This window comes from Halomonas sp. hl-4 (genome assembly GCF_900215475.1).
Classification (GTDB): domain Bacteria; phylum Pseudomonadota; class Gammaproteobacteria; order Pseudomonadales; family Halomonadaceae; genus Vreelandella.
Genome location: NZ_LT907845.1, coordinates 4,224,532 through 4,238,582, shown reverse-complemented (window position 1 = coordinate 4,238,582; position 14,051 = coordinate 4,224,532). Strand labels below are relative to the sequence as shown.

At 55.8% G+C, this 14,051-nt stretch carries 11 protein-coding genes and 4 pseudogenes; 8 read left to right on the top strand and 7 right to left on the bottom strand.

Annotated elements, in window-relative coordinates; genetic code table 11:
• From CPH17_RS19820 to CPH17_RS19805, 4 genes and pseudogenes are all read right to left on the bottom strand, one after another.
• Window positions 1–715, bottom strand: a pseudogene (locus CPH17_RS19820) (aconitase family protein); the annotation flags it as partial.
• Between the two features lie 12 nt (window positions 716–727).
• A pseudogene (gene prpC / locus CPH17_RS19815) lies at window positions 728–1,854 on the bottom strand (bifunctional 2-methylcitrate synthase/citrate synthase).
• 42 nt (window positions 1,855–1,896) lie between these two features.
• Window positions 1,897–2,784 (bottom strand): methylisocitrate lyase, encoded by an 888-nt coding sequence (prpB, locus tag CPH17_RS19810; protein WP_172822130.1) that lies wholly within the window; start codon window positions 2,782–2,784, stop codon window positions 1,897–1,899.
• A gap of 57 nt (window positions 2,785–2,841) precedes the next feature.
• Complete coding sequence (locus CPH17_RS19805; RefSeq protein WP_074395909.1) at window positions 2,842–3,582, bottom strand: GntR family transcriptional regulator; 741 nt, start codon at window positions 3,580–3,582, stop codon at window positions 2,842–2,844.
• Between the two features lie 273 nt (window positions 3,583–3,855).
• On the opposite strand from CPH17_RS19805, the gene pabB reads away from it, so the two are divergent.
• Together pabB and CPH17_RS19795 are read left to right on the top strand one after the other, a co-directional pair.
• On the top strand, window positions 3,856–5,211 hold the full coding sequence (pabB, locus tag CPH17_RS19800; RefSeq protein WP_074395908.1) for an aminodeoxychorismate synthase component I: 1,356 nt from the start codon (window positions 3,856–3,858) through the stop codon (window positions 5,209–5,211).
• A gap of 118 nt (window positions 5,212–5,329) precedes the next feature.
• Window positions 5,330–5,950, top strand: coding sequence for a phosphoadenosine phosphosulfate reductase domain-containing protein (locus CPH17_RS19795; protein ID WP_074395907.1), 621 nt, complete (start codon window positions 5,330–5,332; stop codon window positions 5,948–5,950).
• Window positions 5,951–5,966: 16 nt separating this feature from the next.
• On the opposite strand, the gene cysB is transcribed toward CPH17_RS19795, so the two are convergent.
• Window positions 5,967–6,941, bottom strand: a complete 975-nt coding sequence (gene cysB, locus CPH17_RS19790; protein WP_074398456.1) for an HTH-type transcriptional regulator CysB — start codon at window positions 6,939–6,941, stop codon at window positions 5,967–5,969.
• Between the two features lie 323 nt (window positions 6,942–7,264).
• Between cysB and trxA the strand changes: the two genes are divergently transcribed.
• A complete protein-coding gene (gene trxA, locus CPH17_RS19785) occupies window positions 7,265–7,588 on the top strand; it encodes a thioredoxin (RefSeq protein ID WP_074395906.1) in 324 nt (107 codons plus the stop codon).
• Between the two features lie 46 nt (window positions 7,589–7,634).
• Here trxA and CPH17_RS19780 read toward each other — a convergent pair.
• Window positions 7,635–8,737: pseudogene (locus CPH17_RS19780) on the bottom strand (AI-2E family transporter).
• Between the two features lie 205 nt (window positions 8,738–8,942).
• Between CPH17_RS19780 and CPH17_RS19775 the strand changes: the two are divergent.
• On the top strand, window positions 8,943–9,773 hold the full coding sequence (locus CPH17_RS19775; protein WP_074395904.1) for an SIMPL domain-containing protein: 831 nt from the start codon (window positions 8,943–8,945) through the stop codon (window positions 9,771–9,773).
• Here CPH17_RS19775 and serS read toward each other — a convergent pair.
• Window positions 9,718–10,995 (bottom strand): serine--tRNA ligase, encoded by a 1,278-nt coding sequence (serS, locus tag CPH17_RS19770; RefSeq protein ID WP_074395903.1) that lies wholly within the window; start codon window positions 10,993–10,995, stop codon window positions 9,718–9,720. The genes CPH17_RS19775 and serS overlap by 56 nt on opposite strands.
• A 237-nt stretch (window positions 10,996–11,232) precedes the next feature.
• Here serS and CPH17_RS19765 point away from each other — a divergent pair, with 237 nt between their 5' ends.
• The 4 genes and pseudogenes from CPH17_RS19765 to CPH17_RS19750 form a co-directional block, all read left to right on the top strand.
• A complete protein-coding gene (locus CPH17_RS19765; protein ID WP_441316756.1) occupies window positions 11,233–11,472 on the top strand; it encodes a damage-inducible protein J in 240 nt (79 codons plus the stop codon).
• Window positions 11,469–11,747 carry a type II toxin-antitoxin system RelE/ParE family toxin gene (locus tag CPH17_RS19760; RefSeq protein WP_074395901.1) on the top strand — a complete coding sequence of 93 codons (279 nt, stop codon included), beginning with the start codon at window positions 11,469–11,471 and terminating at the stop codon, window positions 11,745–11,747. Before CPH17_RS19765 ends, CPH17_RS19760 begins: the two co-directional genes overlap by 4 nt.
• A gap of 135 nt (window positions 11,748–11,882) precedes the next feature.
• Window positions 11,883–12,473: a DUF4202 domain-containing protein gene (locus tag CPH17_RS19755; RefSeq protein WP_096300862.1), complete on the top strand. Its 591-nt coding sequence runs from the start codon at window positions 11,883–11,885 to the stop codon at window positions 12,471–12,473.
• Between the two features lie 89 nt (window positions 12,474–12,562).
• Window positions 12,563–14,047 (top strand): annotated as a pseudogene (locus CPH17_RS19750) (FAD-binding oxidoreductase); the annotation flags it as partial.
• Window positions 14,048–14,051: the final 4 nt, after the last annotated feature.

Genomic DNA, 14,051 nt, shown 5'->3' with positions numbered 1-14,051 from the left:
CAGGCGCATCATCGAAGCTCGACCCAGCATCACGCTCTCCGCCCTAGGCCGCCCACGCCCACCGAAATTACCCCCAGGGCATCGTCATCGGCGTGTGACTGTCGGTGCCTACACAGGTATCGGGAAACGCCACGCCCTGCTGGACTTGTACCACGGGGGACATCTTTTCCAGATTGATCTGGTGCATGATGCCGTTGCCCGGCGGGATTACATCGACGTTCTCGAAGGCCACTTTCGTCCAGTTGATGAAGTGAAAGCGATCATCATTACGACGATCTTCAATGACGCGGTTTTTCTCAAAGGCGCCCTCTTCTGACCCTGCGTGCTCGACCGCCAAAGAGTGATCGACAATCAGTTGGGTGGGCACCACCGGGTTGACCTTCGCCGGGTCGCCGCCTTTATCGGCAATCGCATCGCGCAGGCCCGCTAAGTCAACCAGCGCGGTTTGGCCCAGAATATCGTGGCAGACCACCCGCGCCGGATACCAAGGAAAGTCCAGGTCGCGCTTGCGCTCAATCAGTTGCTTGAGCGCGTCGGTCAGTTGCGCCGGGGCGCAGCGGCGCACCAGTTGCTCCGCCAATACCCGCGACGTAAAGGGCAGCGTAGCGTGAGCGCCGGGCTGGATATCCTCGACAGCCTGGTAGGTATCAAAATAATCGATGGCGCCACCATCGACCGTCACACCCGGTAGCGGCTTGCGATAATCAGTATTCATGGTCACTCTCACTCAGTCGCGCGCTTCAATGGCACCCCATTCGCTCTTTTCAGGGCCGGTGTAATCGGCACTGGGACGAATAATGCGGTTATTGGCACGCTGCTCAAACACGTGCGCGGCCCAGCCCGTCAAACGCGACATCACGAAAATCGGCGTAAACAGCTTGGTGGGGATATCCATGAAGTGGTAGGCGCTGGCATGGAAGAAGTCAGCGTTGCAGAACAGCTTCTTCTCGCGCCACATGACCTCTTCACAGCGCTCCGATACGGGATACAACACCGTATCGCCTACATCGTCGGCGAGTTTTTTCGACCAATGCTTGATGATCGCGTTACGCGGGTCAGACTCACGATAGATAGCGTGACCGAAGCCCATGATTTTCTCTTTGCGCTCGAGCATGCCGAGCATTTCACGCTCGGCTTCTTCCGGTGACGACCAGTTTTCAATCATCGCCATCGCCGCTTCATTGGCGCCGCCGTGCAGCGGTCCACGCAGCGTGCCAATCGCTCCGGTCACGCAGGAATGCATGTCGGAAAGGGTCGAGGCACAGACACGGGCGGTAAACGTAGAAGCGTTAAACTCGTGCTCAGCGTAAAGAATCAGCGATACGTTCATCACCCGGGCATGCAATTCAGACGCTGGTTTATCGCGCAGCATATGCAGAAAATGACCGCCCACGAGGCATCGTCAGTCTCGGTCTTGATACGCACGCCATCGTGGGTGAAACGGTACCAGTAGCAGATAATCGACGGCAGTACGGCGAGTAGTCGATCGGCAACGTCATCCTGCTCACCAAAGCTTTCCTCGGTTTCCAGATTGCCCAGCATCGAGGTGCCGGTCCGCATCACATCCATGGGATGGGCGTCTTTGGGAATCTCTTCCAGCACGGTTTTCAAGGCGCTGGGCAAACCGCGCAGGCTTTTCAGCTTGGCGATGTAGTCATCCAGCTCGGCTTGGTTGGGCAGTTTGCCCTTCAACAGCAGGTAGGCCACTTCTTCAAACTTGGCTTTCTCGGCCAGCTCTTTGATATCAAAGCCACGGTAGGTTAGCCCTGAGCCGGTTTTTCCTACGGTACACAGCGCAGTGGAACCCGCGCTCTGGCCACGGAGTCCTGCACTATTTTGCGGTTTATCAGCCATATTGTGTCTCCTGCTAGCGTGTCTTTTATAGGTTGTAAATTATTAAGTGTCTTTCTGCTCGGCAAATAGCGCATCGAGCTTTTGTTCGAAGTCGTGGTAATTCAAAAAGTCGTAAAGCTCATCACGGGTCTGCATAGTGCCCACAACGTCTTTCTGGTGGCCGTTATCCATAATGCTTTGATAGACGTGAAGCGCGGCAGCGTTCATGGCCCGGAAGGCGGATAGCGGATATAGCACCATCCGGCAGCCCACCTCACCCAGTTCCTGCTGGGTGAACAGCGGCGTGGCGCCAAACTCGGTAATATTGGCAAGAATCGGTGCATTGACACGCTCGCAAAACGCCCGGTAGTCATCCAGCGTATGCACCGCTTCGGCGAAGATGGCATCGGCACCCGCGTCCACGCAGGCATTGGCACGTTCAATCGCGGCGTCCAGCCCCTCTTTCTGGAAAGCATCGGTACGCGCAATCAGATAAAAATCCGGGTCGAGCTTGGCATCGGCGGCGGCTTTGATGCGATCGACCATTTCCTGCTGGGAGACAATGGCCTTATTGGGGCGATGTCCGCAGCGCTTCTGGGCGATCTGATCTTCCAGATGCACCGCCGCCACGCCTGCACGCTGCATTTCCTTGACGGTGCGAGCGATGTTAAAGGCGCCGCCCCAGCCGGTGTCGATATCTACCAGCAGTGGCACATCGGTAGAGCCGCAAATACGATGGGCGTCTTCCACCACGTCGTTCATGGTAGTCATGCCAAGGTCCGGCAGCCCAAAAGAGGCGTTAGCCACACCGCCACCAGACAAGTAAATTGCCTGGTGGCCTACCCGCTCGGCCATCATCGCGGTATAGGCATTAATAGTGCCAAGGATTGGCAACGGCCGATTCGCCTCCAGCGCCGCCCGAAAGCGTGCACCGGGTGTTAAACCTGACAAGGTTGCATGAGACATGGGCGTAGACTCCTGTTTAATCCGACACGGGCAAGCGGCGTTTTAATCCGCGGGTGTCGATGATTGTTGTTCAAGAATGGCGGCATAACGGTCAGCGACATTGGCGCGGGAAGCGCTCACATGGCGGCGCATTAACAATTCGGCAAGCTCAGCGTCGCCGGCTTCAATGGCATCGACAATGCGGTGATGTTCCACAAAGGCCCGCTGGGGGCGCGTGCCACTGGCGCTAAACTGGGTGCGATAAAGACGCACGAGGTAGTAAAGATCGTCGCACAGCAGGTTCATCAGCATCTTGTTATGGCTGCCCTGCACGATACAGTAGTGAAAGTCGAGATCGCCTTCGCGCTGATAATAGGCTTCGCCACGCTTTAAATCCGCCTGACCTTCATGCAGCGCCAGTACATCCCGCAAGCCTTGCACCTCTTCCGGCGACATATGCTCGGCAGCAAGACGGGCCGCCATACTTTCCAGCGCCTCACGCACGTCAAACAGCTCAATCAGCTCTTTCATTGAGAGTTTGACAACCCGCGCCCCGACATGGGGGACCCGCTCGATTAAGCGGTGGGCTTCCAAGCGGCGCATCGCTTCACGCAACGGCCCGCGTGAAATACCGTAAGTTTTTGATAAACCTGGCTCGGTAATTTTGCTGCCTGGGGCGAGCTCACCGCGAACAATGGCATCCTGGAGTTGCTGGAAAACCCGCTCCGCAAGCGTGCGCACTTCCGAAGAAGTCACCTCATGACCAGATGAATCTTTGTTTGTAGTCACAGCTGATAACGTCATGGCAAATTGTCGACAATTAAATGGTAGGCCAACTTTAGCCCTCCACAAAACCACCGTCAACCTTGCTTATCGTTCGAGCAAGTAAGTCTTTTGTCGTACGACTTAGGCCAATAACGCCTTTCAATGTCAACAATCTATCGAAAAGCGCAAAACCACCAATGGCATTTTTTTAAATCATGCTAATAACGTGAAAAAGCCGTCTAGAAGATAAACTGGTGTCCTTGTTTAACGCCCTCTAAAATACCTTGCCCCACTTGGCTAGGCGTTTGCTTCATGACATCGGCGATAACACTGACGGCACTGCCCTATCTACCCGATCCATTGACGACGTTCGCAGCACTACGCCAACGCCCTGGGGCGGTGTTGCTTGATAGCGGGCGTCCGGTGGCCAACGGCCGGTTCGATATCATGAGCAGTGACCCACTGGCGATGCTTGAGATTGATGTCAACGGTCACTCACGGGTCACGTCTGATCAATTCGATGTACCCAGCGACTGGCCAGATGCATTTGCTCCCCAGCAGTGGCTTCTTGAACAACTTCCTATTCCTTCACAGGAAATGGGAGAGCTTCCCTTTGCAGGCGGGTTGATCGGTTACTGGAGTTACGACCTGGGCCGTGAACAGCAATCCATTGCCAGCCAACAACCTTGCGTCACTACCCTGCCACAAGCCCGAATTGGCCTGTACGACTGGTGCATTACCTTCGATCATCACACCCAACAGGCGTGGCTGGTCGCAAGCGATGAGCGCCGTGCTCAGGTCATGCGTTGGCTTGGCCACTCGGTGCCAGTCGCTACGCCCTTTTGCCTGACTGCCTCTTTTCAGGCGGAACTCAGTCGCGCTGATTACCACCGACGTTTTCATGCCGTGCAAGACTATATCCGCGCGGGCGACTGTTACCAGATCAACCTGGCCCAACGCTTCTCGGCACCGTATCAAGGAGATGAGTGGCAAGCCTACCTGCGTTTGCGCCATGCAACGCCAACGCCCTTTTCAGGGTTTATGGCGTGGCATGACAAAGCCGTGCTATCACTCTCGCCCGAACGCTTTATCCGCTGCCATGAAGGGCAAGTAGAAACCCGACCTATTAAAGGAACCCGCCCCCGCGGGAAAACTCCCGAGGCGGACCGCGCGCTCGCCGAAGAGTTGCTTAACAGTCGCAAAGACCGCGCTGAAAACGTCATGATTGTGGATCTGTTACGCAATGACCTCGGCCGTATCTGTCTGCCCGGCACCATACAGGTCCCTCAGCTATGTCATTTAGAAAGCTACCCTAATGTTCACCACTTGGTGAGCGTCATCCAGGGCAAGCTTCCCGACCCACGTGCAGCACTCGCGCTGCTGGCTGCTGCGTTTCCTGGCGGTTCGATTACCGGCGCACCCAAAATTCGCGCCATGCAGATCATCGATGAGTTAGAACCCTGCCAGCGCAGTGTTTACTGCGGCAGCCTTGGCTATGTCGACGTGCGGGGAAGCATGGACACCTCTATCGCTATCCGCACCATGGTAGCGGATGCGGGCAAGCTTCACGTGTGGGGAGGAGGAGGCCTTGTAGCCGACTCCCAAGTCGACGAGGAATACACCGAAACACAGGATAAAATCCGCCATCTGATAGGCGCATTGGAATAAGAAAGGGCAATATTTAAATCAAAAAGGAATATAAAACCCAAACCAAACGGTATTGGGGCTAACCGCCTGCCTTTTGATAGCCTAGTCAAAACATTTCTTTAATGATTAAGGAGGCAGCATGTCCTCAGCGCTAGATACCATCAACCGCGACTTCGCTAACGATCCCCAAGGATTAATCGAGTGGGCGCTACGTCAGGGCGAACGGCCGATTTGCACCACCAACTTCCGCCCGTTTGAAGCGGTGATTCTACATATGGTGACCCAGGTACGCCCCGACATCCCCATTGTATGGATGGACAGCGGCTACAACACCGAGGCCACTTACCAGTTTGCCGATGAGGTCATCAAGCGACTTAATCTCAACATCGTAAGCTTCTTGCCCAAACGAACGCGCGCTCATCGCGAAGCGCTGGAAGGCCCTATGCCGGGGATTGATGATCCGCGCCACGATGCCTTTACCCAGGAGGTAAAAATCGAACCCTTCGAGCGCGCCCTGCGGGAAATGCAGCCGGACGTGTGGTTCACTGCTCTACGCGCAGAAGACACCCCAGAACGCGCTAGGATGCAGCCGGTAAGCCGTAACAGTGACGGGCTACTGAAAGTCGCCCCGCTGCTGCAGTGGAGCGCCAAGGACATGTATCAATATCTTCAAGCCCACGACCTGCCCAACAACTTCGACTACTTTGACCCCACCAAGGTCGAGGAAAAACGCGAGTGCGGGCTGCATTTACAGCACTAGACCCGCTTTTTAGCGCTTAGTAGTCCGGTAGGTCCACTTCATCAAATAGCATTTGTTCATGGCGCGGGCCTGCGGTTAGCGCCTCTTCCACCCGTTCCCGGGTGAGATGGGGCGCAAAGCGGGTTAGAAAATCGTACATATAGCCGCGCATGAAGGTACCTCGGCGTATGCCGATTTTGGTCGTTGAGCTTGCGAACAAATGCCGGGCATCCAGAGCGACCAGATCATCATCCAAGGTAGGGTCGACGGCCATATGCGCCACAATGCCCACGCCCATACCCAGCCGCACATAGGTTTTGATCACATCGGCGTCTGCCGCGGTTAACACCACATTGGGTGTTAGCCCTTTTGCTTTGAAGGCATCGTCCAACTGAGAGCGTCCGGTAAAACCAAATACGTAAGTGACTATCGGATGCTCCGCCAGCGCCTCCAGGGTTAAGGGGGCGTCAAGCTTGGCCAGCGGGTGGTCTTTGGGCACCAATACACAGCGGTTCCAGCGATAGCAAGGCAGCAAAATCAGGTCGGTAAACAGCTCAAGCGATTCAGTGGCAATGGCAAAATCTGCCTGTCCTTCGCTGACCATTTGGGCGATTTGCTTGGGCGTGCCCTGCTGCATGTGCAACGCCACATCGGGATACTTCTGAGTAAAAGCGCTGATAATCGGCGGTAGCGCGTAGCGCGCCTGGGTGTGAGTGGTCGCAATCGCCAGACTCCCCCGCCGCTCGTCGCTATGCTCTTGAGCAACGTGCTTGATGTTCTCGGTTAACCGCAACACTTGGCCGGCCAGATCAATAATCGATTGGCCTGCAGGCGTCACTCGAGTGAGATGCTTACCACTACGGGCAAAAATTTCGACGCCCAGCTCATCTTCCAATAAGCGGATTTGTTTGGAGATACCAGGTTGCGAAGTAAACAGGCTTTGCGCGGTGGCCGAAACGTTCAAGTTGTGCCGATTAACTTCCCAAATGTAGCGAAGCTGCTGCAGTTTCATAATGTCACCTAACCGGTCAATGCGCGGATGATTGCGTGGGAACGCCACTGCGCTGGCTTTGGCACCTAGCTCACACAGCCGCACGGCATTATTAGAATAAAAAAAAGTGCTATAATGCCTTTATAGTATAAAAAAACAGCTTTATCAGCACCTATTACTTTTTACTATTTTATCGATTTGGTGAAGATCGTATTTGCCACGCCCCGCTTCGCCCGCTAACATTTGCCGACTTGACGCGGTGAAATGCGCTACGCAATCGCGTAATGACCGTTGCTCCATTTGAGGCAACGAAACAGCAAGAGCAACGCAAACGGGAGAAACAAATGGCTACTAATGTTGATGTCACTAACGCCAATTTTGAGCAGGAAGTCCTCAACGCCGAACAGCCAGTCCTGCTGAAATTCTGGGCCCCCTGGTGTGGCCCCTGCAAAGTCATGGCCCCGGTGGTCGATGAAGTCGCTGCCGATCGCGGTGACAATCTTAAAGTGGTCAGTGTAAACGTTGACGACGCGCCTGAAATTGCGGCGGAGCAAGGCGTCCGCGGCGTGCCTACCGTCATGCTGTTTAAAGCGGGCACTAAGGTAGCTTCGCTAGTGGGTGCACAGTCCAAATCGCAGCTAACCCAGTTTATTGACCAGAACGCGTAAAGCAGCAAAAACCGCCGACATCAGTCGGCGGTTATTACGTTTCAATTCAGTGACGTCTTAGCCACGGTGGACGTCGTGCATCCCTGCCCTCCGTAACTCCCCCACGCCGCCGCCCAGGGCCTAGCAAATGAGCAATCCAGCGAGTTTGCGGATGGCTATCCAGAGCAATCTTAAGCGTCATGGTCAGCACAACCGAAAGCAGCATTCCCGCCGCACCGAAAATCCACCCCCATACTATCAGCGATAAAAACGCCACAAAGGTGGAAAGCCCCAGTGCCTGCCCCATCACACGCGGCTCGATCAGATTCCCAAGCACAAAGTTAATGACCAGGTAAGCCGTTGCCAGCAGTAACGCCTGCCAGGCACCGCCATCCTGGGCGACCAGCAGCAATAACACCGGCGGAACCGCGGCAATAGCGGAACCAATATTGGGAATAAAGTTGAGCGCGAAAGCCAACACCCCCCAAAGCAAGGGGAATCAACACCCACAATCAAGCATGAAAGCCAAACCAAAATACCGGTGGCTAAGCTAATCACCGTCTTAACAGCGAGATAGCGCTTCAACGTCAGGCTAAACTCACTAAAACGCATCAAGCTCGGCGCGGGATTTTCCAACGCAAGCGATACTTTATCGCGAAAATTGAGCGTTTCGAACAACAAAAAGATGACTAGCAACGCCACAACTGCGCTCTGCATAAATAAGTTACCAAGCTCACCCAACAACGGAGGTACCCAAGAGCCCTCTTCATCCATGTCCAGCATTGAGCTCAGTCGGTCGGGGTCAATCGCCAGGCCGCGCGAGGCAAGTGCGTTCAATACGTCCCAATAATGCTCGTAGAGGCGCGTTTCAATATCGGGGAGGGCCTGGATAAAGGTACTGAAGCTGTTCACTACCAGCAGGCCAATAAGCGACAAAAACACCAACATGAAAATCAAGGTGAGAAATACCGACATCCGTAAGCTCAGCCCGCAACGGTGTAGCCAGTGCACCGGCGACGTACACACCACAGCGATGAAGATGGCAAGCAGAAGCGGCACCAACAGATCAGCCCCCAGTTTCATGCCCGCCATAATAACCACCAGGGCGGCCAGCGCCAGAGTGGCATGCAATGGAATGCTACGATAATCCTCTTCCGATAACTTCGACATACCCCTCCATCCCTAAGCGATGTTATCGCCTCATTTAAGCGACAACGGTGATGTAGCACCAAGCGTGCAAACATTTAGCAATTGTTGCGTACCACAATGATACGGCTGAACTTTGTTAAGCAGGCTACATTCCAAGCAGAGTCTAGCCTTACTAGACCTACTCCGCCATGTGCCTTAGCACGAGGCTATAAAGGGATGTTTACCAATGAAACCACACTTTCTTTCTAAAGCACGACTACGCCATAGCCTCGCCGCCGGCGCTCTATTCACCCTGATTAGCATTCCGCTGGCTCAAGCCGCACCTTCCCCACCGAGCCTGCATGTACAAGCCCAATCATCGGTTGAGGTGGCACCCGACAAAGCGACTCTCAGTGCCCGCCTATGGGAAAAGACACCTGCACTGTCCAACCTCGAAGACACCGATAGTGACGAATTAACCGCTGCAAGGGAGCGTCTAGAACGCCGGGCCAGCGAGCTGATTAACAGCATGGAAGACAGCGGCCTTGAGCGTGATGCGATTAGTGCCGGTTCCTTGAACATTTACCCAGAGCAAGTACAAGCCCCCCGCTCCGACAACGGCGACGGTGAAACGCTGCAACGCACGCGACTGGAGCGCCCTGTCACTGTTGAATTGACGGACCTGGACCAGCTTGGTGACGTACTAGACGCATTGATGGGCGCAGGCGTGAACGCCCTTGACGGCGTGCAGTTCGACCTGCAAGACCGTGACGCCGCCACCGACGAAGCAATGGTCAAAGCGCTTGAAAAAGCCCGGCATAAAGCCGAGTTAATGGCTGACACGCTGGATGCCGACCTGGGCCATGTCCAGCGCATCGAAGAAACCCAGTCGCCCATCTTCCAGCCCCGCATGATGTCGATGCGTGCGGAAAGCAGCGACAGCGCCGATGCCAAAGGCCCCAGCAGCGAATACCGCCCTGGGACCATCCGCATTGAAGCGGGCGTTAACGTAGAGTGGACGCTTAAAGGGCCAACTGAGTCAGACCACCAAGATACGGACGCAGCGGCTCAGGAATAACCACCGAGCCATCCGCCTGCTGGTGATTTTCCAGCACCGCCAGCAGGCAGCGACCTACCGCCAGCCCCGAGCCGTTCAAGGTATGCAACAGCTGGGGCTTTTTTGCGTCAGGATGGCGGTAGCGCGCCTGCATACGCCGCGCTTGAAAGTCCTCGCAGTTGGAGATCGATGAAATCTCGCGGTAGGTTTCCTGACTAGGCAGCCAGACTTCCAAATCATAGGTTTTGGCCGCGCCAAAGCCCATGTCACCAGTGCATAGCGTTACTGCCCGATACGGCAGCTCAAGCGCCTGCAGGATCGCCTCGGCATGGCCGCGCATGTCCTCCAGCGCCTGGTAGCTGTGTTCTGGCTCGACGATCTGCACCATCTCAACCTTGTCGAACTGGTGCTGGCGAATCATGCCGCGGGTATCGCGCCCGTGGGAGCCTGCCTCGGAGCGGAAACACGGCGTATGGGCAGTAAGCTTCATTGGCAGCGCCGCCTGCTCGACAATCTCATCGCGCACAAAATTAGTCAGCGGCACTTCCGAGGTGGGAATCAGGTGGTACTCACGTTCATCATCCAGCTTGAACAAGTCTTCGCCAAACTTGGGTAGCTGGCCGGTGCCCATTAGCGAATCGCGGTTGACCATGTACGGCACGTAGCACTCTTCATAGCCGTGCTGCTGGGTTTGGGTATCCAGCATGAACTGCGCCAGTGCCCGGTGCAGCCGAGCAATCGGCCCGCGCATCACCGCAAAACGAGCGCCGGTCAGCTTCGAGGCCAGGTCAAAATCGAGATAGCCCGACTTCTTGCCCAGATCGACGTGATCCAGCACCTCGAAATCAAACGCGCGAGGCGTGCCCCAGCGATGTAGCTCAACGTTATCGTCTTCACTTTTACCTTCTGGCACGCTCTTATGGGGAACGTTGGGAATCCCGCTCACCGTATCATCCCAATCCTCCTGCACCTCGGCCAGCTGCTGCTTCGCGGCATCCAGCCGCTCGCCCAAATCACTGACCTCATCCAGCAGCGGCTGGATATCCTCACCGTTGGCTTTTGCCTTACCAATCGCCTTGGAGCGAGTATTACGCTCGCTCTGTAGCTGTTCGGTTTGGGTTTGCAGTTCGCGGCGGCGCGACTCTAGCGCCTGCAGCCCTTGTTTATCCAACACAAAGCCTCGGCGGGCCAGTTGTTGCGCCAGTGCATCAAGATCACCGCGCAGCAGTTTCGGATCGAGCATGAGGTATCCCTTGGCCTGAATTCAGTAAAAAACATGGCGTACAACGCCGATGACAAAGGCGTCTATTGTAGGCAAAAGCGCGGTGAGGGCTATGGGTGCCTACGAGGGGAACTTGGAAAGGGAATAGCCCGCGTCATGTCAGTTGTTTTGTGCTAACATTTGTACGCACGCAAATTAGTATAGGGATTAACCATGGATACTAGAATACAGTTTCGTATTGATGAAGAGACAAAACGCTTGAGCCAGCAAATGGCTGAGAGCCAAGGCCGTACGCTAAGTGATGCCTGCCGCGAATTCACCGAACAATTAGCTGAGCAACAACGCAAGGTGCTATCTCATGATGCATGGCTAACCAATCAAATTAATCAAGCCTTTGAGAAGCTTGATGATGGAAAGGCTTCTTTCATCAACCACGAAAACGCAAAATCACAAATGGCTGAACGCAAAGCCAAAATTCGAGGCCGAGCTAATCAATGATTTTATGGGAAGAAGAGGCTCTGAATGACCGCGAAAAAATCTTCGAGTTTCTTTACGAGGTCAATCCTGCCGCCGCTGAGAAAACCGACGAAATCATTGAGGCGAAAGCTGAAAGCCTACTTGATCAGCCATTGATGGGTGTGCAGCGGGATGCCATTCCAGGCAGATTGCTTATCATCCCGGAGATTTCGATGATTATTGCCTACTGGGTCGATCATTCCTCAATTCATATCATGCGAGTACTTCACCAAAAGCAGAAATTTCCAAGCGACTGATTTTTAACAATCCTTAGTCTGCTCTAGCCACGTTCCCCATAATCTCCCTACCTACAGAAGTTGTGATTCTCAGTGTTTCTCGGCAACCTAGGACCATATCAGTTTAACCACCCTCTTTAGCCGAGCACCTCAGCCATGACCTCCGCTTTTGAACAAACCCTAGACGCCATTGACGCGCTGCACGCACAAGACCCGCGTTCCACCTCGCTTGACGATGGCACCGCCATTCCTCAGGAGCTGGCCTACGCCCAGCGCATGAGCAAGTGGCTGGCGCACGTTTACGACTCCCCCGGCGAGCTGTTGCAACTGGCGGTGCGTGCCCAGCATTTACAGCGCTGGCAGGTGCCCCGCGAGGAATACGATAAAGGCCGGGTGGGCTATTTAACCTGGCGGCGCGACCAGGGCAAGCGTGCGGGCGAGACCACCGCCCAGTTGATGCAGGAAGCAGGCTACAGCATTGAGGAGGCCAAGCGCGTCGCGGCGATGATCGGCAAGAAAGGCCTGGGGCGCGACCCCGAAGTACAGGCGTTGGAAGACTGCGCCTGCCTGGTGTTTTTAGAAAACTACTTCGCCGATTTTTCGCGCAAGGTCGAACACGACCATATGGTGCGCATTGTGCAAATGACCTGGCGTAAAATGTCTCCGCGTGCCCACGAACTGGCGTTAACGCTGCCCATGTCGGCATCATCTGCCGCGCTGGTGAAGGAAGCGCTGGGCGAGGCATAACGCCGCCATCCAGGTGCAGGTCGTCAGTCACTGCGGTAAAGTAGCTGTCTTATTTTCTTCCGCTTTCGGCAGTGACGGCTTGCTCAATTATGATTGCATCTCTGGATTCGCGTACCGCGCCATTTGAACGTCTGGGCTTCCATTACGTGCGCTTTCTTGAGGCGCTGAAAACGCGCGGCTTCGAAGGCGAGATTGCCCCTGACTACGCCAACCGCACGGTGCTGGCCACGGATAACTCGATTTACCAGCGCCTACCCCAGGCCGCGGTCTTTCCCCGGCACGCCGAGGACCTGGAGCGGCTGGCCAAACTGGCCGGTGAAGTCCCCCATCGCGATATCGTGCTCACCCCGCGGGGCGGCGGCACCGGCACCAACGGCCAGTCGCTGACCGACGGCATTGTGGTGGATGTCTCACGCCACATGAACCGGATTATCGAGATCGACGTCGAGCATCGCCGGGTGCGCGTTCAGGCGGGCGTGGTCAAAGACCAGCTCAACGCGGCGCTCAAACCCCACGGCCTGTTTTTTGCCCCGGAGCTTTCCACCTCCAACCGCGCCACCATTGGCGGCATGATTGCCACCGACGCCAGCGGTCAGGGCAGCTGCGAGTATGGCAAAACCCGTGACCACGTGCTGGAACTGGATACGATTTTGCTGGGCGGCAAGCACTTACACAGCCGCTCGCTGTCCTCGGAAGAAGAAACCGCTGAATGCGCGAAAGACGGCATCCTTGGCCGCGTGCACACCACCGCTGCTGAAATTATCGACCAGCAGCGCGAACTGATTGAGGCGACGTTTCCACCGCTCAACCGCTGCCTGACCGGCTTTGACCTGGCCCACCTGCGCGAACAGGACGGCCAGCTCAATCTGAACAGTTTGCTATGCGGCTCGGAAGGCTCGCTTGGATTCCTTAATGAAGCGGTACTCAACGTCCTGCCGATCCCTAAGCACTCAACCTTGGTGAACGTTCGCTACCCCGGCTTCATGGAGGCCCTGCGCGATGCCAAAGCGCTAATGGCCTCCAGTGCGCGCCCCACGTCCATCGAGACCATCGACGACACCGTGCTGCAGCTGGCGATGGATGACTTCGTTTGGGACAGCGTGGCGGAGTTTTTCCCGGCCGGCGATACGCCGATCAGCGGCATCAACCTGGTTGAGTTTAACGACGACGACCCGAACGCCCTCGCCGAGCGCGTTCGGGTGTTTACCGAGCATCTAGGCCATGACGCCACGGTCGAGCGGCTTGGCTATACCCTGGCGGAAGGCCGCCCGCAGATTCAGAAAGTCTACGGCATGCGTAAGCGCTCGGTGGGGTTGCTCGGCAACGTGCAGGGCGAAAAGCGCCCGCTGCCGTTTGTCGAAGATACCGCCGTGCCTCCCGAGCACCTGGCCGATTATATTGCCGAGTTTCGCGCCGCGCTGGATACTCGCGGGCTCTCCTACGGTATGTTCGGCCACGTGGACGCAGGGGTACTCCACGTGCGCCCGGCGCTGGATATGAAAGACCCCGCCCAGGGCGCGTTACGCTTGACAGATCAAACGTCAGCACCCGCTCGTACTCGGCCGTGGTCAGGCTATC